The following is a 25,920-nucleotide window of genomic DNA, read 5'->3' on the forward strand; positions in this document are numbered from 1 at the left end:
TGTCATGGATCGGGCAACTAAGCTGTTGGCCAACGTTATCTGGAAGGCGTTGCCAATGTCCCTGTTCACTCCCTTGCGGGGCCTGCTGCTGGCCTGCGTTACCCTGGCCGGCCCGGCGCTGGCCGCCGAACCCTTGAAGCTGGAAGTCTACAACCCTGGGCATGAGGCCATCTTCCCGGTCAGTTCGGTGATTGTCAGTGGCGAGCACGATGCCGTGCTGGTCGATGCCCAGTTCGGTAAGGCCCAGGCCCAGCAACTGGTGCAGCGCCTGCGAGCTGGCGGCAAGCACCTGACTACCATCTATATCAGCCACGGTGACCCGGATTACTACTTCGGCCTGGACACCCTGACAAACGCTTTCCCCGACGCCAAGGTGCTGGCCTCGGCCGCCACTGTCGCGCATATCCGTCAGACCATGGACGCCAAGCTGGCGTACTGGGGCCCGCAGATGGGGGCGGACAAACCGGCACGGCTGGTGTTGCCACAGGTACTGGAAGGCAACCGATTGACGCTGGAAGGGCAGGCCCTTGAGGTGGTTGGCCTTGACGGTCCGCAACCAGACCGCAGCTTTGTGTGGATCCCGTCGATCAAGGCGGTGGTCGGCGGCGTGGTGGTGTCCGAGCACATTCATGTGTGGATGGCCGATACCCAGACGGCCCAGTCGCATGCCGACTGGCTCGGCACCCTGGCGCACATCGAAGCGCTGGCGCCGCGTACGGTCATCCCGGGTCATTACCTGAGGGACAGCAGCCGCTCGCTGGAGGCTGTGCGTTTCACGGCGAACTACATTCGTGACTTCGATGCCGAAACGGCCAAGGCAAAAGACGCGGGTGCCTTGATCGAGGCGATGAAGCAGCGTTACCCGGGCCTGGCCGATGAAAGCTCCCTGGAGCTGGGAGCCAAGGTCGCCAAGGGCGAGATGAAGTGGTAATTCCGTTCAATTGATGGAGAGTATCCCATGAGCAAGATCGCAATCATTGGTGCCACTGGTCGTGCTGGCAGCCAGTTGCTGGAAGAGGCCCTGCGCCGTGGCCACAGTGTATTGGCCATCGCCCGTGACCCTTCGAAACTGGAGGGCCGGGAAGGCGTGACCGTCAAGGCGTTGGATGCCAAGGACAGCGCGGCCCTGCAGGCCGCGGTCGCGGGCGTGGATGCCGTGCTGAGCGCCGCGCATTTCTCGACCATCGAGCCGCACGCGATCATCGAGCCGGTCAAGCGGGCCGGGGTCAGGCGCTTGCTGGTGGTAGGCGGTGCGGGCAGCCTGCTGTTGCCGTCGGGGCACCGGGTGATCGACAGCCCGGACTTCCCGGAAGCCTACAAGGCCGAGGCGACTGCAGGCGTGCGCTTTTTGGAGGCGTTGCAGCGGGAGCCGAACCTGGACTGGACCTTCCTGTCGCCATCGGCGGAGTTCGTTGAAGGTGAGCGCAGTGGGCGGTACACGCTGGGCAAGGATTATCTGCTGATTGGTGCAGACGGCAAAAGCTGGATCACCTTCGCCGACTTTGCGATTGCCTTGATCGATGAGCTGGAAAAGCCGGCGCATACGCGGCAGCGTTTTACCGTCGGGTATTGAGTCGCCCCCTTCGCGGGCACGCCCGCGAAGAGGCCTTCATAGGCTGGCCTGGCTCTCCAGCCAGTCCAGCAATTCCACCAACCCCGGCGGCAAGCTCCTGGCCTGGCTCACCAGGTAGTACGCCTTACCGGTCATCACCTTCAGCGCAAATGGCATGCATAGCCGCCCCCCGCGCAGGTCATCACCAATCAGCGACCAGTCGCCAATCGCCACTCCGGTCCCCTGCGAGGCCATGGCCATTGCCATGTCCAGCGTCTCGAAGTGCTGCTTGGGCCCATGAGCGGCCAACGTCACCCCGGCCGCCTGCAACCACAACCGCCAGTCATGCTCGTCCCGCGAGGGGTGCAGCAACATGTGCCGCGACAGGTCATCCACCTGCCGCAAGGGTATTGGCCCGTCGCATAGCGACGGCGCACACACCGGCGTCAGCTGTTCATCGAACAACTTGCGCACCTGTAACCCGTGGTTCGGCGTGTCGCCATAGACCACTGCCGCATCGAAGCCCTCCCGGCGAAAGTCCACCCCGTGCTGCACCGTAGTCGTCAGCTCCACCGGCACATCCGGGCGCAGTGCTTGCCACTCCATCAGGCGTGGCAATAACCAACGCATCACGCAGGTGGGTGCCTTGAGCTGCAAGGTCGTGCTGCGTCCGCCCACCTCATTCACGCCTTGTTCGATCAGTGCGAACACCTGCTGCACCCGTGGCAGCCAGTCCTGGCCTTCACGGGTCAGGCTCAGCCCACGGGCCTGGCGCTGGAACAGTGCATACCCCAGGTGCTCCTCAAGGGCCGCGATCTGGCGACTGACGGCGCCTTGCGTGATGTGCAACTGTTGCCCGGCACGGGTGAAGTTGCAGTGCTGGGCGGTCACCAGAAAGGTGTACAGGGCGGGTAAGGGCGGTAGGCGTTTCATTGCGATAAGCCATGATTAGAAGACATGGCTAGTATGTGTTTTTTTGCATTGTGGTGGTAGTCGTGGGTTGGGTCCAATAAGCACATAACCCAAGCAGATTCATGGTGAACCCTGATGGCAACGTGCGGCGAAGTACTGGTCAAACTCCTTGAAGGCTATGGCGTGGACCATGTCTTCGGCATTCCCGGTGTGCATACCGTGGAGCTCTATCGCGGCCTGGCGGGTTCGTCCATTCGACACATCACTCCGCGCCACGAGCAGGGTGCCGGGTTCATGGCTGACGGCTATGCGCGCACCCGTGGTAAACCCGGAGTGTGCTTCATCATCACCGGCCCAGGCATGACCAACATCACCACGGCGATGGGCCAGGCCTACGCCGATTCGATCCCGATGCTGGTGATTTCCAGCGTGCAGTCCCGTGATCAGTTGGGCGGTGGCCGTGGCAAGCTGCACGAGCTGCCCAACCAGGCGGCGCTGGTGTCGGGCGTGGCTGCGTTTTCCCACACCTTGATGAGTGCAGCAGACCTGCCGCAGGTGTTGGCCCGGGCATTTGCCGTGTTCGACAGCGCCCGACCACGCCCGGTGCATATCGAAATCCCGCTCGACGTGCTGGTCGAACCGGCCGATTTCCTGCTGCCGGGCCGGCCCGTGCGCGGTAGCCGTGCGGGGGCTGCCCCGCAAGCCGTAACACAGATGGCCGAGCGCCTGGCCGGTGCAAAGCGGCCGTTGATTCTGGCCGGCGGTGGCGCGTTGGCAGCCGGTGCTGCCTTGGCACGCCTGGCCGAACACCTTCAGGCTCCGGTGGCGTTGACCATCAATGCCAAGGGTTTGCTGCCGGCCAGCCACCCGCTGCAAATCGGTTCGACCCAGTCGTTGCCTGCCACGCGGGCGCTCGTCGCCGAGGCCGACGTGGTGCTGGCGATCGGCACCGAATTGGCCGAAACCGATTATGACGTGACCTTCAAGGGTGGCTTCGAGATCCCGGGAAGCCTGCTGCGCATCGATATCGACCCGGACCAGACCGTGCGCAATTACCTGCCGGAGCTGGCGCTGGTGGCTGATGCCAAATTGGCCGCCGAAGCGCTGCTCGGTGCTTTGCAGACTCAGCCGCAACCCGTGCGTGAAAGCACCTGGGGTGTGGCCCGGGTGGCCAACCTGCGCAAGGCTCTGGCGGCAGGTTGGGACCAGCCGACATTGAGCCAGACGCGTTTGCTGAGCGCCATTCTTGAGCGCCTGCCCAATGCCATTCTGGTGGGCGACTCGACCCAGCCGGTGTACACCGGCAACCTGACCCTGGACATGGATCAGCCACGTCGCTGGTTCAATGCCTCGACCGGCTACGGCACCCTGGGTTATGCGCTACCTGCGGCCATGGGCGCCTGGCTCGGGAGTGCGGAGCAAATCGGCCAGCGTGCGCCTGCCGTGTGCCTGATTGGCGATGGTGGTATGCAATTCACCCTGCCGGAGCTGGCCAGCGCGGTGGAGGCGCAGGTGCCGCTGATCGTGCTGCTGTGGAATAACCAGGGGTATGAGGAAATCAAGAAGTACATGGTCAACCGGGCGATCGAGCCGGTTGGCGTGGATATTCATACGCCGGACTTCATCGGCGTGGCACGGGCGTTGGGGGCTGCGGCGGAGAATGTGACGAATGTGGCGCAGTTGCAGGCGGCGCTGGGGCAGGCGGTGGAACGCAAGGGGCCTACCTTGATTCAGGTTGACCAGAATCAGTGGCAAGGGACAGTTTTGGGTTGAAGTGAAGCTGTTGCCTGTACCGGCCCTTTCGCGGGCGAGCCCGCGAAGAGGCCGGTACAGCCACCAACAAGTCCTAGACAGCAGTGGCTCTCAATCTGGCGACATCCCGAATCGGCGGCGCTCCATACAGCCTGCTGTACTCCCGGCTGAACTGCGATGGGCTTTCATACCCCACCCGATAAGCCGCCACCGCCGCCTCCAGCCCGTCATTGAGCATCAACCTGCGCGCCTCCTGCAGGCGCAGCTGCTTCTGGTACTGCAACGGGCTCATCGACGTCACGGCCTTGAAGCGGTGGTGCAGGGTCGAGGTGCTGAGGTTGACCTCCCGGGCCAGGTCCTCGATACGCAGCGGCTGTTGATAGTTGTTGTTGAGCCAGGTAATGGCCTGGCAAACCCGGTGCGTCTGGCTGTTGGCCAAGGCAATTTCGTACAGCCGATAACCCTGTGGCCCGCGCAACAAACGGTAGAGAATTTCACGGCGGAACAACGGCGCCAACATCGCGATATCGCGCGGCGTGTCCAGCAGTCGGATCAGCCTCAGCAGGGCATCAAGCAATGGCGCATCGGTTCTGTCCACATACAAACCGCGGCCGGAAGGCCGGTTAGGCACCAGCATCGGCCCGCTCTCGGCAATCAGCTGGCTGATCTCTGCCGGGTCCAGGTCTATGCGCAACCCAAGGCTGGGGTGTTCGGGGCTGGCGTCGAGCTTTACGCCGCTCAGTGGCAAGGTTACCGAAACCACCATGTAGTGCAGCGGGTCGTAGGCATATTGTTCGTCACCGAGGAACAGGCTTTTGCTGCCCTGGGCCAGGATGCACAGCGCGGGTTGAGCGAGAGTCGGCACCGAGCGCACGTTCTCGGTGTAGCGCACCAGGAACAAGCCATCGATGGCCGAGGCCGGGCCGTGAGGATCGCCGGCATGACGGCGGATCAGTTCCGCAAGCTCCTTGCGCTGCAATTCCAGGGGCGGGTCGATGGGTGTCGGTGTGGTCATGGTGGATTTCCTCTGCTGACCGACGCAGCATAGGTTTGGGCAAGGACGGGCGCTAGTCGAAAGCTGCACGTCGATTGCCTGATCCTGTCGCGCTGCAGGATTAGGCAATCGGCATGCAGTAATGGCCTAACGCGTCGCGCGAGGTAGCCCCTAACCTTGGCAGCCTGGCTTTTCCGTCCGCCTGCTTCAAGGAGATTGTGCAATGACCTCAAAACAACCGGTCACCCACCTTGCTTTCATCCGTGCCAGCAGCGGGCGCTCAGCCGAGTTGGGTGCGCGACTGCGTGACCTGCTCGAACCCTCGCTGCGGGCGCCGGGTTGTCTGAGTTTCACGGTGCAGCGCTCCCAGGCGGATGCCGACCTTTGGTTACTCAGCGGTAGCTGGCAGGACCAGCAGGCGATGAGTGGCTACTTTGCTTCGCCAACGTTGGAGGTGTTTGGCGAGCTGGTACAGGCACAGGTGGTCAGCAGCTTGGACCTGCATACCTTCGATTGATCAGTGATGGGGTAAAATGACTGCCTTGTTCAATCAAGTGGATAGCAACATGGCACGTAGGGAATTCCCGCATTTCGAAGCGGTTTCGGCAATGGTCCCGGTCGAGGGGGGCGGCTACAACGCGGCTATCGCGGTCAAGGCCTTGGGCATGGGCGGCGCGCCGCGTTTTCACAAGGTACTGGACGGGCAGGTGTTCAAGGGGGCCGTGGCCGCCGACGAAGCGGCTACGGCCGAGCTGCAACGCCTGCAAGGCGTAAGCGAAGAGGGCGAGCTGATCTGGTGATCAGGCCGGCGGGCGGGCCATCTTGAACAGGTTGCCCAGCTCGAAGTAGTCCGCCGGGCCACCGCCACGCAGGATCGGTTCGGCGGCAGCGGTGTCGTAGATGCCGTTTTTCAGCAGGTGCTCGGCAATGTGCACCGCCACCACTTCACCCAGGATCAGCCAGCTGGGCACCAGCGCCTGGTCTGCCCGCTTGAGCTGCACGATCTGGCTGACCTTGCACTCGAAGGCCACGGGTGTTTCCCCCACGCGCGGTACGTTGACGATGCTCGACGGCGTGGCAGTGAGGCCGCTCAATTCAAATTCGTTTACTTCGGCCGCAACCGGTGCGCAGCTCTGGTTCATCTGCTCAGCCAGCGGGCGGGTGGCCAGGTTCCAGACAAATTCGCCGGTCTGTTCGATGTTGTTCAGGCTGTCTTTGCGCCCGACGCTGCAGAAACCGATGATCGGCGGGATGTAGTTGAACGCGTTGAAAAAGCTGTAGGGCGCCAGGTTCAGGCGGCCTTCACGGTCTTGCGAGGAGATCCAACCGATGGGGCGGGGGCCGACGATAGCGTTGAACGGGTCGTGGGGCAGGCCGTGGCCTTTGGCGGGTTCGTAGTAATACATCTGTGCTGGGCTTGCTGGCCCACCTCCTGGGTTGCGAGGTGCCTAGTGTGCCAAGCCTGTGCCCGTCTGCAAATGATCAAGCCCGGCGAAAGCCGGGCTGGGTGCACGCATCAGGGATCAGCTGATGCGGTGGGCGTTGGTGCGGTCGAAGCCGTCTTCGGCGAAGCGTTGGCCGCCAGTGCGGTCGAAACCGTCTTCGGCGAAGCGTTGGCCGCCAGTGCGGTCGAAGCCGTCTTCGGCGAAGCGTTGGCCACCGGTGCGGTCGAAGCCGTCTTCGGCGAAGCGTTGGCCACCGGTGCGGTCGAAACCATCTTCAGCGTAGGTAGCGGACTGGCTCTGTACCGCTGCAAATGTGTGGGCGTTGGTACGGTCGAAGCCATCTTCGGCGTAAGCGCCAGCTGCGAAAACCGAGAGGGCCAGGGTAAGGATCAGTTTGTTTTTCATGGTCGTTGCTCCAAGGGCTTCAGGGGTTGTTTGTTTCTATGGGTTTAATCCTACGCCGATTAATTTGATTAAAAAGCGCAAAAAATAGCGATTAAAAATCTAATTATTCGATGTGTGTAGGAGCGCTTTTCGTGAATCAGGCTGTGGCATCACCCAGGAGCCGCATGCCCGCGCGTTGTCGTTCTTTCAGCTATTTCAGCTTGAAGGGTGGGGATTAATGAGACGTTAAGAACGAAATATCTTGTTTCAAAGATCTATCAACGCTTTTTTCATGCATCACCAACCGATTTTTTAGGCAACGATCAGCACCATCGCCGCACCTCAAACTGGAGCGGTACAACAATGAACAAACTCCCGCAAATCACCTTGGCCTTCTGGGTCATGAAGATCTGCGCTACCACCCTTGGCGAAACGGCGGGCGACTTGCTGTCGATGACGCTGAACGTTGGCTATGCCGTCAGCTCGCTGCTGCTGATCAGCGTGTTCCTGCTGACGTTGCTCGGCCAACTCTACTCGCGCCGTTACCACCCAATGCTGTATTGGCTGGTGATCCTCTCCACCAGTACCGCCGGCACCACCATGTCCGACTTCATGGACCGCACTCTGGGCCTGGGTTATGCCACGGGGTCGGCCTTGCTCATCGGCATCCTGCTGCTGACCTTCCTGGTGTGGCGCCTGAGCGGCAACCCACTTGATGTCACCCGTATCAATAACCGCACGGGCGAGCTGTTCTACTGGGTAGCGATCCTGTTTTCCAACACGCTTGGCACCGCCCTGGGCGATTACCTGGCCGATGATTCGGGGCTCGGCTTTGCTGGCGGCGCGTTGCTGATCGGCAGTGCCATTGCCTTGGTAGTGGTAGCCCGCTACTGGACGCGTATCCCAGGCGTTGTGCTGTTCTGGGTGGCGTTCGTGCTTACCCGTCCGTTTGGCGCCACGCTGGGCGATGTCCTGACCAAACCCCATGAAAAGGGGGGCCTGGACTTTGGCACGGTCGGCTCTTCGGCTGTGCTGGGCGGGGTGTTGCTGGTGCTGGTGCTGATGGCCAGCTGGTACCAGCGCCGTGAGCCGCGTCAGGCGTTGGAGATGTCCTGAGCCAGGTTTCAGGCGCTGGTGAGCCGATTAATTGAGCTATTCGGCTCACATGATGAGCCGAATAGGATCAATCATTGGCTCATCGAATCACATCATGCATTCACAATGCATGAAAAAAGGGCGCCCGAAACGGTGCGCCCTTCTTCATTGCGGCAGGTTCAAACTCACTCAGTAGTAATCCGCGAGTGCTGTTTGGTGTCTTTCATGGTTGCGTATACCAGCAGCGAACAGGCGATACAGGCAGTGACGTACCAGTAGAAGCCGCTTTCCATACCTGCGCTCTTGAACCACAGGGCCACGTATTCGGCGGTGCCGCCGAAGATGGACACGGTCAGGGCGTACGGCAGGCCCACGCCCAGAGCGCGGATTTCCGTCGGGAACAGCTCTGCCTTGACCACTGCGTTGATCGAGGTGTAGCCGCTGACGATGATCAGCGCGGCCATGATCAGGAAGAACGCGCCCCACCAGGTCTGGATGGTGTGCAAGGTGCTGAGGATAGGGACGGTGAACAGGGTGCCGAGCACACCGAAGGCGATCAGGATCGGGCGACGGCCGATCTTGTCGGACAGCCCACCAATCAACGGCTGCAGGCACATGAACAGGAACAGCGTGGCGGCCGAGATGGTGGTCGAGTCGCTGATGCTCATACCCACGGTGTTGACCAGGTACTTCTGCATGTAGGTGGTGTAGGTGTAGAAGGCCAAGGTGCCGCCCATTGTCAGGCCGACCACGGTCATCAGCTCTTTGGGGTGGCGCATCAGGGTGCGCATCAGGCTTTCCTTGGCCTTTTCCTTCTTGGTGAAGGAGGCGGTTTCTTCCATGCCGCGACGCAGGTACAGGGCCACCACGGCGCACAGCGCACCGATCACGAACGGCACGCGCCAGCCCCAGGCGTACAGCTGCTCGGTGGTCAGGGTCTGCTGCAGGATGATCAGTACCGCCAGGGCAATGAGTTGCCCGGAGATCAGGGTCACGTACTGGAAGCTGGAGAAGAAACCACGGCGGTCCTTGCTGGCCATTTCGCTGAGGTAGGTGGCCGAGGTGCCGTATTCACCACCCACCGACAGGCCCTGCATCAGGCGCGCGATCACCAGCAGGATCGGTGCGGCGACACCGATGGTTTCGTAGCCCGGGGTCAGGGCGATGACCAGCGAGCCTGCGCACATCAGCAGTACCGAGGCCATCAATGCAGCTTTGCGGCCCTTGCGGTCGGCGTACAGGCCCATCAACCAGCCACCGATCGGGCGCATCAGGAAGCCCACGGCGAAGATCGCGGCGGTGTTGAGCAGTTGTGCGGTGGAGTCGCCGGCCGGGAAGAAGGCCTTGGCGAAGTACAGCGAGAATGCGGCGTAGACGTACCAGTCGTACCATTCGACCATGTTGCCGATGGACCCGCTGAAGATCGACTTCAGGCGGCTGGCGGTGGTTTTTTCCGCGGCGGGCGCAGTGGCCGCCCCGGCGGGCAGGGAGGTGGCGTTATCCATCAGAGATACCTTCTCGTTGTTTTTGTGTGGAGCGCGCCGTGGCGCAGCTTGCCAAGGCAATAGCAGAAGGTGTGCCAAATGGGGGCAGGGTGATTCATTTGAAGGCGTTGCGAGTTTCTTGAGCCCCGAAATAGAAGGCTTTGAACGGCCCTTGTAGGAGCGGCCACGTGTCGCGACGGGCTGCAAAGCAGCCCCAAAATCTCACAAAAATAAGCGGAAACCCGCCTATCTCCAGTCGTTCATAAGCGGAAATCCGCTCATTCTCGCTCAACAAAATCCTCGCGCACCAACCCGTGCCGCTGCATCTTTTCATTAAGCGTGCGCCGCGGCAGCTGCAAGGTCTCCATCACCGCCTTGATCTCGCCCCCATGCTGTCGCAACGCTGCGCGCAGGCATTGCGCCTCGAACGCCTCCATCTGCTCGCCCAGCGATTGCCCGGCAGGCGCTACCTCGATGTTCGGCGAACCTAGCCCCAACGCGTGCCGCTCCGCCGCATTGGCCAGCTCGCGAACATTACCTGGCCAGTCATGCGACAGCAGTTGTGCCAGCTGTGCCCCCGACAGCGGCGGTGCGCAGCGCCCAAGCTTTTCGCCTGCTGCACGGGCAAAGTGTTCGAACAGCAGCGGAATGTCCTCACGCCGCTCACGCAACGGCGCCAGGCGCAATTCGGCCACGTTCAGGCGGTAGGCCAGGTCTTCGCGAAAACGCCCGGCACGGGCCTCGTCGAGCAGGTCGGGCTTGGTCGCGGCAATGATTCGCAAGTCGATGCTGATGCTCTGGTTAGCCCCCAAACGCTCCAGTTTCTGCTCCTGGATCACCCTTAGCAGCTTGGCCTGTTGCGCCAGTGGCATGCTCTCGATTTCGTCGAGGAACACAGTGCCACCGTTGGCGTACTCCAGTTTGCCGATGCGCTTGCCTTGGGCGCCGGTGAAGGCACCGCTTTCATGGCCGAACAGTTCGGCTTCGAACAGCGCTTCGGGGATGGCCGCGCAGTTGAGGGCAACGAATGGTTTGCCGGCGCGCGGGCCAAAATCGTGCAGGCAGCGGGCGACCCGCTCTTTGCCGCTGCCGGTTTCACCACGAATCAGCACGTTGACTGGCAGGCCGGCCAGGTCCAGCACCTGCCGGCGCAGTTGCTGCAGGCCCTGGGACATCCCCAGCAGTGTGCCTTCCAGGCGTGACTTGAGGTCAGCCTGTTCGTGCAGCCGACGGTTTTCAAGGACCAGCTGGCGCTTTTCCAGTGCCCTGCGCAGGCTACCCAGCAGGTGCTGCGGGGTGAAGGGTTTTTCCAGGAAGTCATAGGCCCCGTTGCGCATGGCTTCTACTGCCATGGGCACATCACCGTGGCCGGTCAGCAGGATCACGGGCAGGTCGGGGTCGTCCGCCTGCAGGCGCTTGAGCAATTGCAGGCCGTCCATGCCTGGCATGCGCACATCGCTGATGATCACCCCCGGGAAGTGCCGTGGCAGGTGTGCCAGGCATTCTTCAGCGCGAGCGAACAACTGCACAGTGAAGCCGGACAGGCTCAGCCATTGCTCGACGGCAGTACGGATGCTGGCTTCATCATCGACGACGATCACTGAATTCAACATACAGGCTCCAGGTCACGGGGCAGGGTCAGGCTCAGGCGTGCGCCACCGGGTACGTTTTCGGCCCGCAGTTGGCCACCGGCCTCGTGGACGATGCCGTAGGAAATGGCCAGGCCCAGGCCCAGCCCTTCACCCACCGGTTTGGTGGTGAAGAACGGGTCGAACACCTTGGCCAGATCGGCCTCGGCGATGCCGCCACCTGAATCCAGCACGCTCAGGCGCCACAGCTCGCCATCTGGCTCGATGCGCACCTCCAGGCGTTTGTAGCGCTTGTCGGCCATTGCGTCGAGGGCATTGCGCAGCAGGTTGATCAGCACTTGCTCCAGGCGAATGGCATCGCCGCGCACCCAGGCTGGGCGTGCCAGGTACAAGGCCACCTCGACCTCTTCACTACGGATGCGGGTTTCCAGCAGGTGCAAGGCTTGGTCGACCACGGTGGCCAGATCGAGGCGCTCGCGCAGGCCGACCGGGCTGTTGCGGGCAAAGGTTTTCAGGTGGCTGGTCAGTGCCGCCATGCGTGTGAGCATTTGCTCCAGCGGTTCCAGAGCCTGGCGCGCTTCGTCGTAACGGCCGTGGTCCAGCAGCAGCCGCAGGGTTTCCAGTTGCATACGCTGGGTGGTCAGCGGCTGGTTGATTTCGTGGGCCATGGCGGCCGACATTTGCCCGAGGGCGGCCAGTTTGGCCGACTGCACCAGGCCCTCCTGGGCGGTGCGCAACTCACGGGTGCGTTCTTCGACCTGGCGTTTGAGCTCTTGCCGGCTGCGCTGGCGCAGCCGGGCCAGGCGCAGGCGCTGGCTGACGAACAGGGCGGCGAACACCAGGCTCAGCCACACGGCTGCGGCGCCCAGGGCGGCATTGCGGCCATCAGCGGCCACCTGTGGCTTACGCAACAGGTGCAAGGTCCAGTGGTCACCTTCCAGCGGCAGGCTTTCCCACAGGTACTCGGCACTGCCCTGCGGGCCTTGCACGCGGCTAAGGGTGCTGTACTCGGCAAAACGGGTCAGCACCTGGTGCTGCAGGGGCACCAGCGGCTGTTTGTCGTACTGGCGTGTTTCAGCCAGCTCGGCACGGTCGGCACCACTCAGCGGCTGGAGCTCGCGGTAGCGCCAGCCATCCTGGTTGGCGATGAAGGTGATGCCACGTGCGTCGCTGACCAGCAGGATATCGCTGCCCTGGCGCCACTCGCGTTCCAGCTCGGGGAACTCCAGCTTGACCACCATGGCACCGAGAAAGCGGCCATGCTCGTCATTTACCGCGCTGGCGAGGAAGTAGCCCGGTACGCCACTGGTTACGCCCACGGCGTAGAAGCGGCCACTGCCTTGGCTGCGGGTTTGCTTGAAATAGGGGCGGAAACCGTAGTTGGAGCCGACGTAGCTACTGGGCAGCCGCCAGTTGCTGGCGGCAATGGCCAGGCCGGTGCGGTCGAGCAGCTCAAGGGTGGAGGAATTGGCCGCGCCATTGATGCGTTCCAGCTTGCGGTTCAGGGCGTCCTGCACTTGTTCATTGACCGGGCCGCGCAGGGCCGCGATCAGTTCCGGGTCCAACGCCAGTACAGCGGGCAGGGCGCGGTAGCGGTCGATCAGGGTGTGCAGGGCATTGGCGTACAGCCCCAGTTGCTGACTGGCACGCCGGGCGTCGTCTTCCATGGCCTGGCGCTTGGCCTGGTGCATGGCCCAGCCGGCACTGAGGGCGGTGCCCAGCAGGATGAGCAAGGTGATCAGCCCCAGACGCAGGGCGCGAAAGGAAAAGGGCATTGGGGCGGATCCGGAATATTTGGGGATCGGGGCCGGCCCTTTCGCAGGTCTACCTGCGAAAGGGCCGGTACAGGCGGCCGGTTTCAGTTACAGCAGTTCAAAGCTCTGCTGTTGCACCGCCTGGGAGTCCAGCCCTACCTGGACATTGAACTCACCTGGCTCGGCAACCCGCTGCAGCTGGCCATTGTAGAACCTCAGGTCATCCTCGTTGATGCGGAAGGTCAAGGTCCGCGACTCACCCGGCTTGAGCATCAGCTTCTGGAAGTTTTTCAGTTCCTTGACCGGGCGGCTCATCGAAGCCGACACATCTTGCAGGTACAGCTGCACCACGGTCTCGCCGGCCACCTTGCCGGTATTCTTCACCGTCACCTTGGCCTCCAGGTTGTCACCGCGCTTGAGGTCCTTGTGCGACAGCTTCAGGCCGGACAGCTCGAAGCTGCTGTAGCTCAGGCCATAGCCGAACGGGTACAGCGGGCCGTTAGGCTCTTCGAAGTACTGCGAGGTGTAGTTACCCGGCTTACCCGGCGTGAACGGCCGGCCAATGCGCGTGTGGTTGTAGTACATCGGGATCTGCCCGACCGAACGCGGGAAGGTGATTGCCAGCTTGCCGGATGGGTTGTAGTCGCCAAACAGCACGTCGGCGATGGCATTGCCGCCCTCGGTACCGGCGAACCAGGTTTCGAGGATGGCGTCGGCCTGCTCGCGTTCCCAGCCGATCGACAGCGGCCGGCCGTTCATCAACACCAGTACCAGCGGCTTGCCGGTCGCCTTCAGGGCCTTGATCAGCTCACGCTGGCTGGCTGGAATTTCCAGGGTGGTGCGGCTGGACGACTCGTGGGACATGCCACGCGACTCGCCGACAACCGCTACGACCACGTCGGACTGCTTGGCAGCCTTCACGGCTTCGTCGATCAGCACCGCAGGCGGGCGTGGGTCGTCGACGATTTCCGGTGCGTCGAAGTTGAGGAAGTTCAGGTAATCGAATATCGCCTTGTCGCCGGTGACGTTGGAGCCTTTGGCGTAGACCAGCTTGGCTTTGCCTTCTACGGCGCGGCGCAAGCCTTCACGCACTGTCACCGAGTGCACGGGTTTGCCGTCGGCGGCCCAGCTGCCCATCATGTCGATCGGTGCATCGGCCAGCGGGCCGACCAGGGCGATGGTGCCGGTTTTTTTCAGCGGCAGGGTCTGGTTGTGGTTTTCCAGCAGTACCAGGCTGCGGCGGGCCACATCGCGCGCGGCTTCGCGGTGCAGGCGGTCGTTGCCGTAGTAGTCTTTCAGATCGGTTTCGGCCTTGCCGATGCGCACGTAAGGGTCCTTGAACAGGCCCATGTCGTACTTGGCTCCGAGTACTTCGCGCACCGCCTGGTCCAGCTCGCCCTGGGTCACTTCACCGGACTTCAGCAGGCCTGGCAGCTCTTCGCCGTACAGGGTGTCGTTCATGCTCATGTCGATGCCGGCCTTGATCGCCAGCTTGGCGGCTTCGCGACCGTCCCGGGCGACACCGTGGCGGATCAGCTCCTGGATGGCGCCATGGTCGCTGATGGTCACACCCTTGAAGCCCCACTCCTTGCGCAGCAGGTCGTTCATCAGCCAGGTGTTGGAGGTGGCCGGCACGCCGTTGATCGAGTTCAGTGCCACCATCACCCCGCCGGCACCGGCGTCGAGGGCGGCGCGGTAGGGCGGCAGGTAGTCGTTGTACATCTTCGGCAGGCTCATATCGACCGTGTTGTAGTCGCGCCCGCCTTCTACGGCGCCGTACAGGGCGAAGTGCTTGACGATGGCCATGATGCTGTCGGGGTTGGCCGGGCTGCTGCCCTGGAACGAGCGCACCATCACCTGGCCAATCTTCGAGGTCAGGTAGGTGTCTTCACCAAAGCCTTCACTGGTGCGGCCCCAACGTGGGTCGCGGGCAATATCGACCATGGGTGCGAAGGTCATGTCCAGGGCGTCGGCCGAGGCTTCGATGGCGGCGGTGCGGCCAACCTTGGCCACGGCGTCCATGTCCCAGGTGGCAGCCATGCCCAGGCCGATCGGGAAGATGGTGCGCTCGCCGTGGACGGTGTCGTAGGCGAAGAACATCGGGATCTTCAGGCGGCTGCGCATGGCCGCGTCCTGCATCGGGCGGTTTTCGGGCGCGGTGCGTGAGTTGAACGTGCCACCGATACGGCCGGCGGCGATTTCCTCACGAATCTTGTCGCGAGGCATTTCCGGGCCGATGCTGATCAGGCGCAACTGGCCGATTTTCTCGGCTTCGGTCATCTGGCTGATCAGATGGTCGATGAACGCCTGCTTGTCCTGCAGGGGCGGGGCGGAGGGGGCGGCGAGGGCCGCCTGACTGGCAAGGCCCATGGCCAGGCCCAGCAAAGACAATTTCATCATCAATTCCGTTGTGGGGCCTCTGCCGTATCCAGCGGTGATACGTGCGCGGCCGAAGTTTTCAGGCGGCTATTGTTGTACGATTGACACGCTCATTTTCCAGCGGCGGATTATGCCTGAATATGTCGCCTGGGGACGAAGCCCCGAATGCCGGGACAACAACTATAAGAACGCTCAAGAGACCGACGGCATGACCCCCTTCGACGAATACCATCAACGGCAGATTGCCGAAGCCATTGCCCGTGCTGAAAAGCGAACCGATGCCGAACTGGTGACGGTACTGGCCCGCCGTGCTGACGATTACGCCTATTGGCCGCTGTTGTGGGCCGCCGTGCTGGCACTGGCTGTGCCGGGGCTGTTGCATTGGCTGCTGGGTTGGCCCAGCGTGCGTGGCTTGCTGGTGGCCAACGTGTTGCTATTCGTCGGTTTGTGCCTGCTGCTGCGCAACCCGCTTCTGGCCGGCTGGCTGATTCCTCGTGCTTTGCGTCGCTGGCGCGCCTCACGGCTAGCTCGGCAGCAGTTTCGCGAGCAGAACTTGCAGCGCACGGCAGGCGCCACGGGCGTGCTGATCTTCGTCAGCGAGGCGGAACGGCATGTGGAGATCCTGGTAGACTGCGGTATCGAGCATTATCTGGATACCAACGCGCGGGCGGCCATTGTCGCCCGCTTTGCCGAGCAGGTGCGTCAGGGGCGGACCTTGCAGGGGTTTGTCGAGTGCATCGATGCGTGCGGCGAGCTGCTTAGCGAGCATGTGCCGCCTACCCATGCGCGCAACGAGTTGCCCAACCGGTTGGTGATCCTGGACTGACTTGGAACCTGCAGGGTGTAGAATGCGTTTCCCGCTATTCGAGGCACCGTTTCTCCATGTCCGCCAGTTCTTCCGCCCTCTCTGCGTCAGATGCACGCGCCCGGTTTCTCGGCCTTCTGAATGCAGCCTTGCACGGCAACACCTTGGTCAAACTGGTGCTGGCGCGCCATGTCGGTGCCGACCAGACCTTGCAACGGATCATCGCCAAGCCGCTGCAGGTCAAGGGCCAGCCATGCCTGTCGCTGGTCTACCGCCACCAGACCCGCGACATCACCCGCAACTTGTCGCTGGAACAGGCGCAGGCGCTGGTAGCCGAGCTGCTGCCGGACAGCTTCCGCAATGCCCACCTGTTCGACGCAGATGGCGAAGTGCAACTGACCTTCAGCAAGAAGGGCAAGCCGATGTTGCAACGCCACGGCGCGCAGGCTCCACGCGAGGCCGCGGCGAGCAGTGGCCATGACCGCGAGAAGAAGCGCTACCTGGATTTGTCCAGGCCGTTCCTGCGTGACCTTGGCGTGACCGACGCACAAGGTGCATTGATCCCGTCCATGTCGCGCAAGTGGAAGCAGATCAACAAGTTCATCGAGGTCTTCGACCATGCCTTGGCCAGTGCGCCGGTACCTGCGAAACAGGCACTGCGGGTGGCCGACTTCGGCTCGGGCAAGGGCTACCTGACCTTTGCCATGCATGACTACCTGAGCAACAGCCTGGGCCGTGAGGCGCAGGTCACCGGTGTAGAGCTGCGCCAGGACATGGTCGACTTGTGCAACGCCGCCGCTTCGCGCCTGGAGCACCCGGGCCTGGAATTCCAGTGCGGGGATGTACGTAGCGTGGTTCCCGAGGCCATCGAAGTGATGATCGCCCTGCATGCGTGCGATATCGCCACCGACTACGCCATTCACACCGGTATCCGCTGCAACGCCGCGATCATCATGTGCTCGCCGTGCTGCCACAAGCAGATCCGCCCGCAACTGCACAGCCCGGGGTTGCTGCAACCCATGCTGCAATACGGCTTGCACCTGGGCCAGCAGGCCGAAATGCTCACCGACAGCCTGCGCGCGTTGTACCTGGAAGCCTGCGGTTACGAAACCAAGGTGTTCGAGTTCATCTCGCTGGAGCACACCAACAAGAACAAGATGATTCTTGCGGTGAAGCGGCGGCAGCCGGTGGCTAACGGCGAGTTGCTGGAGAAGATTGCCCAGCTCAAGGCGTTTTATGGGGTGCAGGAGCATTGCCTGGAAACATTGCTGCGGGCGGATGGCTTGCTTTGAAAGCAACCACTGGCAAGCCTGCTGGCGTGCTCGTGCAGCGGGCGTGCTAGCGTCTAGCCGCTGGTCGATCGATCGCCAAATCTGGTAGCCCCAGCGGATGCGTACTGGCGTCATAGAAATGCACCTGCGTCCCCGACAAATCTCCAAACCGATCAACAAAATGCTGCTTCTGGTTGATCACCGAAGCTTCGCTCACCGGCCGGATAGCAATCGAGAGCTGCTTCGGTCGGGCCTGGCGGATGGCTTCGAGCAGGTGCTGGTCACTGCTGTCCAGGTGCTGACCGAACAGGCATAACCCTTGGCTTTCCTGGGCCAGCTGCCCCAGGCACCAACTGAGGTAATCCGAATGGCGGATGGCGCGCAGTTTTTCCTCGCTGCGGTCTTCATTGACGAACAGTGGCACTTCACCTGGGATGTTCACGGCAAAGCCATCAAGCAGTTCGGCGCTGTCGGCACTGCGTTGGCGGGTGGTGCCGTCGGGTAGCTTCAGCAGGTGGAGGCCGCCGTGCAGGTGCATCACCCGCGTGCCTTCGCTGCGGGTGCGACGCACGTCGAAGAAGCCTTGTTCGTCGAACAGGTCGGCGAAGCCGTGTGGGGCGCTCTGTACAGCCCACGGTAGCAGCAGGTCGTAGTTGCTGGTGTAGACGCTGCGGTAGCCACACAGGGCCTGGTTGAGGGTCGCGAGGGTGGCTGGCGGCATCAGCGGCCACGGCAGGTGTACCGTGCGCACGGCGTGAATCAACGCTTCCTTGATCGAGTAATAGCGGTTCAGCGGTGCGGTGGAGTTGATGGCCAGCGCCGCGTTGGCGCGCACGGTGGTGTTGAGGGCGCTGAGCACCGGCTCGAACAGTTCCGTACCCAACGACTTGAACAGGGCCTGGTCACTGACCGCCAGGCCTTTCTTGCGGCCTGCGCGTTGTGCCTCCTCGAACAGCGAGAAATAGCCGAAAGGCTTCCACACTGCGCGGCTGGCGCCGTTGCCCAGCAGCAGGGCTTCGCAGGGGTGGCGGGCGGCGAGTTCTGGCCAAGGGGTGAGGGTGGCGTCAAGTGCAGGCATGCTGGAGTCCGTTGGGTGGAGCGGGGAGCGGGGGGACTTTAGCATGTCGTGCAGGGTGTGCGACGCCTGCAGGCCCTTGTCAGTGCGCAAGGGCCTTTGATACATGATCAGGATCATTACGTATTGCGCGTAGTAATGCCTTGGCAGGCCCGGTAGGTTCTCGTCGCCCTTGTTCCCAATTCCTCAATGTTGCTACCTGAACATCGATGATCTCGGCAAAGCGTGCTTGCGTGAGCCCCGTTGCCTTGCGGATGTTACGCACCAGGAGTCATGAGCCGGACTTGGAGCAAGCGATAGGCATCGTCATCAAGGAGTTCCTTGACTCGCTTGGTGAACAAGGCTGTTTCGGTAAAAAGCATAACAGGTTGTACGCCATTGGCGTAGCTGCTGGTTGTCCAGCGCCACGGAGAAGGATTGCCCGGCCGTATTCAGGATCGGGTCAGCGAGGCTGGTGAATCCGCTCCTCACTGGGCGATCATCCTTTTCCGGGGGGCGGGTAGTCCTTTTCTCTGTAGGGGCCGAATGGGTTGCGAAAGCGTTCTGTTCAGCCCTCTCCGGTAATGAGCGTGCTGCGCTTGCGGTTACGCCACACCCGATACGCCCGAATCCCCGCCCGCACCGAGCCGAACAGCAGTTTGTCTTCCATTTCCCGTGCCATCCCCGAGCGCACCAGCATGCGCAGGAAGGTGCCCCGGGCGCGGGCGATGGCAAAGAAGATGCCTTGCGCGGCCAGGGTGTCGCGCACTTCACGCAGGGCGGCGATACCGCTGACGTCGATGCTGGTGACGGCTTCGGCATCGAACAGCACGGCCTTGGGCTGGTCCTGGCTCTGCACCGCTTCGAGCAGGCGCATCTTGAAGTAGTCGGCGTTGAAGAACAGGATCGCGTCGTCGAAGCGGTACACCACCAGGCCCGGCACGGTGCGGGCGTCCTTGAATTTGCGGATGTCGACCTGGCCTTCGGTGCCCGGCAGCCAGCCAAGCACGGCGTCGGTGGGTTGGTAGATGCTGTAGAGCAGGCGCAGGATCGCCAGAGTCACAGCAAACACGATGCCGGGCAGCACGCCCAGGCCCAGCACGCCCGCCGTGGTCAGCAGGCAGAGCCAGAACTCGAAGCGGCTCAGGCGGCGGATGAGCCCCAGCGACTTGATGTCGATCAGCCCCCAGCCGGCCATCAGTAGCACGGCGCCCAATGCAGCCTGCGGGATCCACGCCATCGGCGCGGTGAAGAACAACAGGATCAGGGCAATGACCAGCGCGGCGACGATGCCCACCAGCTGGCTCTTGCCACCCACCATGTCATTGACGGCGGTGCGCGAGTCGGCGCCGCTGATGGCAAAGCCCTGGGATACCCCGGCCGCCAGGTTGCTCACGCCCAAGGCGACGAATTCGTGGTTGGCGTTGATCGCGTAGCCGTGGCGGGCGGCAAAGCTGCGTGCGGTGAGCATGGCGCTGCAGAAGCTGACGGTGGCGATACCCAGGGCGTCGCGCAGCAGGCTCTTCATTTCCGCCAGGTTGCTGTGCGGCCAGGCCAGCTGCGGGATGCCGGCCGGCACCGGGCCGAGGATGGCGACGCCGAAGCGGTCGAGGCCAAACAGGCCGACCAGCAACATGAACAGTGCCACCACGGTCAGTGCGGCGGGCAGGCGTGGGAAACGCCGTGGTAGCCAGATCAGCAGGCCCAGAGCGGCCAGGCCGATGAACAACGTGATCCAGTGGATCTCACCCAGGCGCTGGAAAAAGTTGATCAGGCTGAGGATAAAACCGTCGCCTTCGATCTTGAACCCCACCACCTTGGACAGCTGCCCGGCGATCAGGCTCAGGCCGATGCCGTTGAGGTAGCCGATGAGGATCGGCCGCGAGAAGAAGCTGGCGATGAACCCGGCCCGTGCCAGGCCGGCAGCGATCAGCATTACCCCCACCAGCACGGTGACGATCACCGACAGTTCGGCAATGCGCTGCGGGTCGCCCATGGCCAGCGGCGCCACGGCACCGGCGATCATCGCGCAGGTAGCGGCGTCAGGGCCAACCATCAGCTGGCGCGAGCTGCCGATCAGGGCATAGACCATCATTGGCAGCACGCAGGCGTACAGGCCGTACTGTGGCGGCAAACCGACAATTTGTGCGTAAGCGATGGCGATGGGTATCTGAATCGCCGCGACCGAGAGGCCTGCCTGCAAATCGGCATGGAACCATTCGCGGCGGTAGTGCAGCAGGTTGGCAAGGCCCGGTAGCCAGCGGGAGAGAAACATGCGTCGTCCTTTCGAAATGCTTCACGTAACCATCTACGCATTGAAGCGGATCGGCAGGCAATTGGCCATGGGCCAGATCAAACCGGGAGGGCAGAAACGAAAAAAGGAGCCGAGGCCCCTTTTGACAGCGATGACGTTGCTGGAACGCCATGCGGTGATGCAATGTGGAGCGGGTAGAGGGAATCGAACTCTTATAGGACAAAAAATCCCAGCAACGTGTAGATGTGTAGGTGCCCACTTCTCGAAAATCCTTGAAAAGCGTGTAGGTGTGTACTCCACGATGCCTATAGCTTTGTGCCGCATCGTAAGCGACGCCAGAACATCCGGTGATCCTCTCTTTACTCACATGTGAGCCAGGGTGTGAATTTGTGCCCCTTGGCAACTGAATCCGAATGGCCTTCAGAAATGGGCCAGCCGGTTCCCCCTTGCATTGTCAAAGAGATAGTATTGAGCCATCACTCAAGGGCAGTCGAATGCCCAGCGAGCTTGCCCTGCGCGGGGGCGGCGCGTAGGAGCCCAGCATGGATCGGCGAACCAATCAAAACTCAGCCATCGATAAGCCATATCTCAAGTCGTTCTTGCGGAAGATCTGGTGGTTCCTGAAAGATCTCTCGATCTCCTACCATCGCTACCATATATTTTCCGCAATCCAGCTTATTTAATGAAAGTGCAAAGGGTATTTCCATCGGCATGGGTGAGTGAAAATCACAAAAAGGAGTTTGGCTAGATGATTAATGCAATAAATTTTCAAGCGTGGGACGGTGATTGGAGGAGCATTCCCTTCGTAGCATCCGAGGTAGGCTGTGAAAAACACGGCTTTAGGTGCACTGTAGTCACCGGGCAGAACGGCTCGTATAAAAGCACAATGCTTCGAGAATTGGTGGCTGGCCTGATTGCTCCCCAATCCACTGAGACGATGCTTGATGTCAGCGATGGTTCAGTCATGAACCACGTCATCTGCGCATCCGGCTCTGTTGCTGACAGATTTCCCTCTAAGGAAAAAGCAGGTGGTGGTAGTACCGAGTTTGCGACAGAACAGTATGCTTATATCGGTCAGAGGGTTGGGGCGAACCTCCTTAGCAAGAAACGACCTTTTGAGACCGTGATTGTATTTGCTTTAGATAAAAGCAAGAGCCAACGTTTCACATGGCCTTTCTATAAGCAGGCTCATGAGTTTGCTAACATCATGCCGGATCTAAACGTGTCGGTCTTGGTGCGTAAGGATGGGCTTAAGAGATCCAGCAGGCGGAGCGCGGAGGAAAGCGGTTACTCAGTGCGCAAACTGAAGCGATTGTTGAATATGGAGGACGCTGATCTTTCTGGCCCTGTGTCTGATGATGTGGCCCGGCATATACTGGAAGAATTCAGTGAAGACGTCTTCAACGACTTTATTAAATTCATGTCTTCCACTAAGGCTCGACTGATCTTGAGTATGGGGGGGAGGGGATTCAGTGCAATACTGCCTCTAACGAAGTAGTCCGCTTGGGGTTTATGCTCGACATTTTTTCGCTTCGCGATGTTACAGTAAAGCGAGCCGGAAGTGATCTTGAATTTTCAATTTTTGAATTGAGTTCGGGCGAGTATCATATGTATACAAACCTGATGGGGCTAGGGTTCGGGGTCGAAGAGAGGTCGCTGATGCTCTTGGATGAGCCTGATAATAGCCTCCATCCACAATGGCAGCGAGACTTTATGGCGGCAGTGCATGGGATCTGCCGGATAGGAATGAAATCTGGACATCTGGTTGTATGCACTCACTCTCCATTGATCGTCAGTGCCTCATTAGAAGGCAGTACAATCGTTGATCTCTCCAATGATGAACCCGTGATTAGCGTTGCATCTTATGGCGCGTCATCTGATGAAATTTTGCTAGAGCAGTTTGGCTTGACTTCCAGTCGAAATCGAATCGTAGTGGATGTCGTCCAGCGCGCGGTTTCTATCATAGAAAAAGACGGCTTTGCACATCCTGATTTACTCGCATTGACGGATCAGCTGCTCTCAATCAAGTCGGCTCTGAGGAGAGAAGATCCTTTAGTTGAGGTGATTGATGCGATCCTTGGAGTGTCGGACAATGATTAAAATAGGATTCGAGCAAATCCATCCGATCCCTGTCCTCCCCGCTGACATTGTTGTCGCGAATCTGAAGGGCCTTAGCTGGAGTAGTGGTGTGAATGCTGTCACTGCATTCAAGGACACACTCAAGCCCATGCTGCGTAAGGTACAACAGGGAAGATGTAGTCTGTGTCGGCGGTTTCTTTACGATGATTATGCTACTCACTTGGAGCATTTTATCGAGAAAGGTATACATCGGGACTTCACATACGAAGTTACGAATTTATCTTTGTCCTGTGGGACGTGCAATATAAAGAAGAGTGGATATAACCGTACACTCAATAGCCTGATTAAGAAGCGTGCAAAACGTAAAGGGCAGAAAGCCAGCAAGTACTGTCCAGTACTCGCTGTGAGAATTTCCGCTAATGCTCCAATGCCCGTTTCTTCTGCTAGCTATCGGTGGATTCATCCTTATTTCGATCGGTATTCAGATAACATTGAGATCGAGAAAGGATGGATATTCACGGGCAAATCTAGAAAGGGGCAGAGGACAATTCGTTCCGTGAAACTTAATGCCTTGGCGCAAATTGAGCGAAGAGCACTCGCGGAGCGATTGGAAGCACGGCCCGGTCGGCTATCGAAGCTTTTGGGGGCGACAGCCGAACTGGATAAATACAGGGCTGGGCATCTCTTCAAATTGGTGACAAAGCAGCTATGGAAACGCCGAGAGGCTTCCGACGTCTGAGAGGACGGTACCAATGTGTCGATCTCCCGCTAGCGCTGGTGATCGACCACATCAGTTCAACGGTGAGCTGGCCCCAGCTCAGTCCGAGAAAAAACTTAATGTCGTGTCCGGGATCAGTTGACTACTACACAATGGACGCAGATCTGACATAGGAAAATATGCTCCAAGCCCTCTTTGGCGACTCTCCGACGCCGACCCCTGCCGACGCCAGAACTGGCCATGATGAGGACTCACCAAGATCAAGACTCACCAGCACCCCGAACTACTCTAGCCCCCAGAAGCACCGTATCCCCATTCGGCACAATAGCCTTGTCGCCCAAACGAATCAGGTTGAATTCAACGTTATGGGTGGCCTCAAGGTATGCCGCCTCACTATCGTCGAACGACGCGGCAACGATGCTCTGAAGGCCCTTTTGAGCAGACAATTGCTGAAGCAGTGCCAGCTGGCTTTTCGTCGCCATGGAGTGCTGTCCTGGCTCATCCATCAAGATGAAGCCTGGGTGATTGCCCTTCACCGTGAAATTCGCTGACGTTACGTACAGGGTCAGGATGTAACTCCATATCAGGCGAACGAAATCACTAGCGCTGGACTCTCGTGCGATGTTGGAGCTGCTCTTCGAAGTGCTGGTCGCTGAGGCGCTTTTCTCTTCGGCGAAGTCTTTTTGTATATCTCCCTGAGTTCAATTTTATCCAGCTCCGGCAGCAGGTTTTCCACGTTAAACCTGATGCCGCTCACAGAGGCACTTTGATAGTCGAAAGAGCTCACATACGACCTGAATACCTTCGCGAAATACTCGTACTTGGCAAGGTCTACATCGGAGTAATGCTCTTTCGGTAAAGCAGCCCTGGCTTCCTGGTTCAGCTTGAACTGGGCCGACAGTTGAACAAGGATCTCAAGTTGAGCTTCGTTGCGCTGAACAAACTGCGAGACTTCTTCTATGCTCATTTCAATCTGAATTTGCTGACGCAGGTTGGCCCTCGATACTACGGCATTGGTGGTTAGGTCAGACTTGAGTGCGCGAAGTTTGGACTTGGAAATATTGATCCGCTTGGCCAGTTCTTCACCGACCACAGTGGTTTCTTTGATCGATTGCTCGATACCGGCAGTATCTCGTTCCAACATTTTAATCTGAGACTTCAGATAATCGATGTTGGTGTCGATATCCATGTGCGGGGTGCTTTCATGGAGGTCGGTCAGGGAGTTGCCGATATTCTGGTGGCATGCGGGGCAGACGTCGCTGGCCACATCAAGTTTGAGTGAAGCGCCATACTTGATCAGCTTCTGAGCTGCCTGATTCTTCGACAGTTCTTCTTCAGCTTGCCGAAGGTGGATGGCGTTGGCGTTCCGCGCTGCCCGTTGGAGAGTCAACTCCCCAGTGCTGGTCTCGTATGCGACAGTCAGCCCTTGAAGCGCAGAATTCTCATTTTCAATGAGTTTCAGGGTTTCGTCAGGCAGAGTGTCTTTCCACTTTGCCTCATCCTGAGTCAACTTCTGAAGAGCCAGGATCTGATTACTTTTGAACTGATCCAGCCCTATCAAGCCTTGAAGGGTGGACTTCTGGTAAGCCACGCTCTCTGGCTGGAACCCCAACACAGGGTTCTTGGGTAGCCCCAGAACCTTCATTGAGTTTTTTAGGGCATCGTTGTTAATTGCCCGGTAAGTATCTTGCCAAGTGGTGCTCAGCTCCTGCGATTCATGATCCAGCCGTGCGCGATTGGCTTCCATCTCAAACACATTGGTGCCAACCAGGAAATCGACGATCTTGATCCGGGCTTCCTTAACGCCGAAGTAGGGAAGGTTGGCAATGTAGTCCGTCCAGCCCCGCTTTTGCTCAATGACCATCGCCGCGAAAATATATTGTAGGTACAGCTTCACCTGCTTGCCGTTCGTATGAGGCACCATGGGCAGCCTGAGCCCAAGGAAATTTTCCAGATAAGTGTAGAATCCTTCCCGGATCTGGGCGCTGCCACCGTCATGGAGGAACCGATAGATGACTTGCCCGGACTGCCCTTCGCTGAGAACAGCGCACTCCTGAATCTCGACCAGTTTGGGGTTGACGCTGTCATCTTTGATTTTGCGAGTGACAGTGATCGTCTTGCCAAGCGATTCCAGCTCCAGCATGACCTTGGAACTCAGGATCGGGTACTGAGTGTCCTCAAACTCGACATGATTCTTCAGAACATAGGTCAGTGCTGCGGCGTTCTGTGCGCCCAGCAGCTCTTCCATTCCCAGAGCGTAAAGTATGCTGTGGACGATGCTGCTTTTGCCCGACGAGTTCCGACCACGGATGATGTTTAGATTACGATCGAACTTCGCCATAAAGCCAAACGGGCCGCCGGTGGTTTCGATTGCGATTTTGATACGTTTTATAAACAAG

At 60.1% G+C, this 25,920-nt stretch carries 22 protein-coding genes and 1 pseudogene; 10 read left to right on the top strand and 13 right to left on the bottom strand.

Features of this window, described 5'->3' with window-relative positions; translation table 11 throughout:
- Positions 1-55 precede the first annotated feature (55 nt).
- The gene (locus tag D8767_RS06045; protein ID WP_016713649.1) at positions 56-931 is read left to right on the top strand and encodes an MBL fold metallo-hydrolase; all 876 of its coding nucleotides are present in this window, start codon (positions 56-58) and stop codon (positions 929-931) included.
- Positions 932-958: 27 nt separating this feature from the next.
- Complete coding sequence (locus D8767_RS06050; RefSeq protein ID WP_016713650.1) at positions 959-1,573, top strand: NAD(P)-dependent oxidoreductase; 615 nt, start codon at positions 959-961, stop codon at positions 1,571-1,573.
- 36 nt (positions 1,574-1,609) lie between these two features.
- Here the strand turns inward: D8767_RS06050 and D8767_RS06055 are convergent, their stop codons facing one another.
- Entirely contained in the window at positions 1,610-2,485 is an 876-nt protein-coding gene (locus tag D8767_RS06055) for a LysR substrate-binding domain-containing protein (RefSeq protein WP_016713651.1), read from the bottom strand.
- A 114-nt stretch (positions 2,486-2,599) separates the two neighbouring features.
- Between D8767_RS06055 and D8767_RS06060 the strand changes: the two genes are divergently transcribed.
- Entirely contained in the window at positions 2,600-4,237 is a 1,638-nt protein-coding gene (locus tag D8767_RS06060; protein WP_016713652.1) for a 5-guanidino-2-oxopentanoate decarboxylase, read from the top strand.
- 73 nt (positions 4,238-4,310) lie between these two features.
- On the opposite strand, the gene D8767_RS06065 is transcribed toward D8767_RS06060, so the two are convergent.
- Positions 4,311-5,231, bottom strand: coding sequence for an AraC family transcriptional regulator (locus tag D8767_RS06065; RefSeq protein WP_016713653.1), 921 nt, complete (start codon positions 5,229-5,231; stop codon positions 4,311-4,313).
- Positions 5,232-5,433: 202 nt separating this feature from the next.
- Between D8767_RS06065 and D8767_RS06070 the strand changes: the two genes are divergently transcribed.
- Together D8767_RS06070 and D8767_RS06075 are read left to right on the top strand one after the other, a co-directional pair.
- Positions 5,434-5,727 carry a putative quinol monooxygenase gene (locus tag D8767_RS06070; protein ID WP_016713654.1) on the top strand — a complete coding sequence of 98 codons (294 nt, stop codon included), beginning with the start codon at positions 5,434-5,436 and terminating at the stop codon, positions 5,725-5,727.
- Between the two features lie 16 nt (positions 5,728-5,743).
- Complete coding sequence (locus D8767_RS06075; protein ID WP_016713655.1) at positions 5,744-6,010, top strand: hypothetical protein; 267 nt, start codon at positions 5,744-5,746, stop codon at positions 6,008-6,010.
- Here the strand turns inward: D8767_RS06075 and D8767_RS06080 are convergent, their stop codons facing one another.
- Together D8767_RS06080 and D8767_RS06085 are read right to left on the bottom strand one after the other, a co-directional pair.
- Positions 6,011-6,616 (bottom strand): flavin reductase family protein, encoded by a 606-nt coding sequence (locus D8767_RS06080; protein WP_016713656.1) that lies wholly within the window; start codon positions 6,614-6,616, stop codon positions 6,011-6,013.
- 117 nt (positions 6,617-6,733) lie between these two features.
- Positions 6,734-7,060 carry a hypothetical protein gene (locus D8767_RS06085; RefSeq protein ID WP_019097252.1) on the bottom strand — a complete coding sequence of 109 codons (327 nt, stop codon included), beginning with the start codon at positions 7,058-7,060 and terminating at the stop codon, positions 6,734-6,736.
- Positions 7,061-7,402: 342 nt separating this feature from the next.
- Between D8767_RS06085 and D8767_RS06090 the strand changes: the two genes are divergently transcribed.
- Positions 7,403-8,155 (top strand): membrane protein, encoded by a 753-nt coding sequence (locus D8767_RS06090; RefSeq protein WP_016713658.1) that lies wholly within the window; start codon positions 7,403-7,405, stop codon positions 8,153-8,155.
- Positions 8,156-8,319: 164 nt separating this feature from the next.
- Here D8767_RS06090 and D8767_RS06095 read toward each other — a convergent pair whose 3' ends face one another.
- From D8767_RS06095 to bglX, 4 genes are all read right to left on the bottom strand, one after another.
- On the bottom strand, positions 8,320-9,639 hold the full coding sequence (locus tag D8767_RS06095) for an MFS transporter (RefSeq protein ID WP_016713659.1): 1,320 nt from the start codon (positions 9,637-9,639) through the stop codon (positions 8,320-8,322).
- 257 nt (positions 9,640-9,896) lie between these two features.
- Positions 9,897-11,231: a sigma-54 dependent transcriptional regulator gene (locus D8767_RS06100; protein ID WP_016713660.1), complete on the bottom strand. Its 1,335-nt coding sequence runs from the start codon at positions 11,229-11,231 to the stop codon at positions 9,897-9,899.
- Complete coding sequence (locus D8767_RS06105) at positions 11,225-12,982, bottom strand: ATP-binding protein (RefSeq protein ID WP_016713661.1); 1,758 nt, start codon at positions 12,980-12,982, stop codon at positions 11,225-11,227. Before D8767_RS06105 ends, D8767_RS06100 begins: the two co-directional genes overlap by 7 nt.
- Positions 12,983-13,069: 87 nt before the next feature.
- The gene (gene bglX / locus D8767_RS06110) at positions 13,070-15,361 is read right to left on the bottom strand and encodes a beta-glucosidase BglX (RefSeq protein ID WP_016713662.1); all 2,292 of its coding nucleotides are present in this window, start codon (positions 15,359-15,361) and stop codon (positions 13,070-13,072) included.
- Positions 15,362-15,548: 187 nt separating this feature from the next.
- Between bglX and D8767_RS06115 the strand changes: the two genes are divergently transcribed.
- Both D8767_RS06115 and D8767_RS06120 read left to right on the top strand, forming a co-directional pair.
- Positions 15,549-16,166, top strand: coding sequence for a TPM domain-containing protein (locus tag D8767_RS06115; protein WP_016713663.1), 618 nt, complete (start codon positions 15,549-15,551; stop codon positions 16,164-16,166).
- A 56-nt stretch (positions 16,167-16,222) separates the two neighbouring features.
- Positions 16,223-17,437, top strand: coding sequence for an SAM-dependent methyltransferase (locus D8767_RS06120; protein ID WP_016713664.1), 1,215 nt, complete (start codon positions 16,223-16,225; stop codon positions 17,435-17,437).
- A gap of 46 nt (positions 17,438-17,483) precedes the next feature.
- Here D8767_RS06120 and D8767_RS06125 read toward each other — a convergent pair whose 3' ends face one another.
- The 3 genes and pseudogenes from D8767_RS06125 to D8767_RS06135 all read right to left on the bottom strand — a co-directional run bounded on the left by D8767_RS06125 (position 17,484) and on the right by D8767_RS06135 (position 20,745).
- Positions 17,484-18,494: a DUF4917 family protein gene (locus D8767_RS06125; RefSeq protein WP_028698576.1), complete on the bottom strand. Its 1,011-nt coding sequence runs from the start codon at positions 18,492-18,494 to the stop codon at positions 17,484-17,486.
- 79 nt (positions 18,495-18,573) lie between these two features.
- Positions 18,574-18,762: pseudogene (locus tag D8767_RS06130) on the bottom strand (helix-turn-helix domain-containing protein); the annotation flags it as partial.
- A gap of 276 nt (positions 18,763-19,038) precedes the next feature.
- The gene (locus tag D8767_RS06135; protein ID WP_016713667.1) at positions 19,039-20,745 is read right to left on the bottom strand and encodes a SulP family inorganic anion transporter; all 1,707 of its coding nucleotides are present in this window, start codon (positions 20,743-20,745) and stop codon (positions 19,039-19,041) included.
- 727 nt (positions 20,746-21,472) lie between these two features.
- On the opposite strand from D8767_RS06135, the gene D8767_RS06140 reads away from it, so the two are divergent.
- Both D8767_RS06140 and D8767_RS06145 read left to right on the top strand, forming a co-directional pair.
- Positions 21,473-22,222: a hypothetical protein gene (locus tag D8767_RS06140; protein ID WP_016713669.1), complete on the top strand. Its 750-nt coding sequence runs from the start codon at positions 21,473-21,475 to the stop codon at positions 22,220-22,222.
- 14 nt (positions 22,223-22,236) lie between these two features.
- Complete coding sequence (locus D8767_RS06145; protein ID WP_121757789.1) at positions 22,237-22,824, top strand: AAA family ATPase; 588 nt, start codon at positions 22,237-22,239, stop codon at positions 22,822-22,824.
- Positions 22,825-23,781: 957 nt separating this feature from the next.
- Here D8767_RS06145 and D8767_RS29085 read toward each other — a convergent pair.
- Positions 23,782-24,003, bottom strand: a complete 222-nt coding sequence (locus D8767_RS29085) for a hypothetical protein (RefSeq protein WP_232859882.1) — start codon at positions 24,001-24,003, stop codon at positions 23,782-23,784.
- Positions 24,004-24,104: 101 nt separating this feature from the next.
- Entirely contained in the window at positions 24,105-25,919 is a 1,815-nt protein-coding gene (locus D8767_RS06150) for an AAA family ATPase (protein WP_232859883.1), read from the bottom strand.
- Between the last annotated feature and the right edge of the window lies 1 nt (position 25,920).

This window comes from Pseudomonas sp. LTGT-11-2Z (assembly GCF_003691445.1).
GTDB lineage: Bacteria > Pseudomonadota > Gammaproteobacteria > Pseudomonadales > Pseudomonadaceae > Aquipseudomonas > Aquipseudomonas monteilii.

What these genes read in the sequence shown, in the direction of transcription:
- D8767_RS06105 (WP_016713661.1), bottom strand. Translation starts at nt 12,982, where the DNA reads ATGCCCTTTTCCTTTCGCGCCCTGCGTCTGGGGCTGATCACCTTGCTC.
- D8767_RS06055 (WP_016713651.1), bottom strand. Translation starts at nt 2,485, where the DNA reads ATGAAACGCCTACCGCCCTTACCCGCCCTGTACACCTTTCTGGTGACC.
- D8767_RS06095 (WP_016713659.1), bottom strand. Translation starts at nt 9,639, where the DNA reads ATGGATAACGCCACCTCCCTGCCCGCCGGGGCGGCCACTGCGCCCGCC.
- D8767_RS06090 (WP_016713658.1), top strand. Translation starts at nt 7,403, where the DNA reads ATGAACAAACTCCCGCAAATCACCTTGGCCTTCTGGGTCATGAAGATC.
- D8767_RS06085 (WP_019097252.1), bottom strand. Translation starts at nt 7,060, where the DNA reads ATGAAAAACAAACTGATCCTTACCCTGGCCCTCTCGGTTTTCGCAGCT.
- D8767_RS06100 (WP_016713660.1), bottom strand. Translation starts at nt 11,231, where the DNA reads ATGTTGAATTCAGTGATCGTCGTCGATGATGAAGCCAGCATCCGTACT.
- D8767_RS06145 (WP_121757789.1), top strand. Translation starts at nt 22,237, where the DNA reads ATGCTCGACATTTTTTCGCTTCGCGATGTTACAGTAAAGCGAGCCGGA.
- D8767_RS06045 (WP_016713649.1), top strand. Translation starts at nt 56, where the DNA reads ATGTCCCTGTTCACTCCCTTGCGGGGCCTGCTGCTGGCCTGCGTTACC.
- D8767_RS06070 (WP_016713654.1), top strand. Translation starts at nt 5,434, where the DNA reads ATGACCTCAAAACAACCGGTCACCCACCTTGCTTTCATCCGTGCCAGC.
- D8767_RS06115 (WP_016713663.1), top strand. Translation starts at nt 15,549, where the DNA reads ATGACCCCCTTCGACGAATACCATCAACGGCAGATTGCCGAAGCCATT.
- D8767_RS06060 (WP_016713652.1), top strand. Translation starts at nt 2,600, where the DNA reads ATGGCAACGTGCGGCGAAGTACTGGTCAAACTCCTTGAAGGCTATGGC.
- D8767_RS06050 (WP_016713650.1), top strand. Translation starts at nt 959, where the DNA reads ATGAGCAAGATCGCAATCATTGGTGCCACTGGTCGTGCTGGCAGCCAG.
- D8767_RS06125 (WP_028698576.1), bottom strand. Translation starts at nt 18,494, where the DNA reads ATGCCTGCACTTGACGCCACCCTCACCCCTTGGCCAGAACTCGCCGCC.
- D8767_RS06075 (WP_016713655.1), top strand. Translation starts at nt 5,744, where the DNA reads ATGACTGCCTTGTTCAATCAAGTGGATAGCAACATGGCACGTAGGGAA.
- D8767_RS06135 (WP_016713667.1), bottom strand. Translation starts at nt 20,745, where the DNA reads ATGTTTCTCTCCCGCTGGCTACCGGGCCTTGCCAACCTGCTGCACTAC.
- D8767_RS06120 (WP_016713664.1), top strand. Translation starts at nt 16,223, where the DNA reads ATGTCCGCCAGTTCTTCCGCCCTCTCTGCGTCAGATGCACGCGCCCGG.
- bglX (WP_016713662.1), bottom strand. Translation starts at nt 15,361, where the DNA reads ATGATGAAATTGTCTTTGCTGGGCCTGGCCATGGGCCTTGCCAGTCAG.
- D8767_RS06080 (WP_016713656.1), bottom strand. Translation starts at nt 6,616, where the DNA reads ATGTATTACTACGAACCCGCCAAAGGCCACGGCCTGCCCCACGACCCG.
- D8767_RS06140 (WP_016713669.1), top strand. Translation starts at nt 21,473, where the DNA reads ATGATTAATGCAATAAATTTTCAAGCGTGGGACGGTGATTGGAGGAGC.
- D8767_RS29085 (WP_232859882.1), bottom strand. Translation starts at nt 24,003, where the DNA reads ATGGCGACGAAAAGCCAGCTGGCACTGCTTCAGCAATTGTCTGCTCAA.
- D8767_RS06065 (WP_016713653.1), bottom strand. Translation starts at nt 5,231, where the DNA reads ATGACCACACCGACACCCATCGACCCGCCCCTGGAATTGCAGCGCAAG.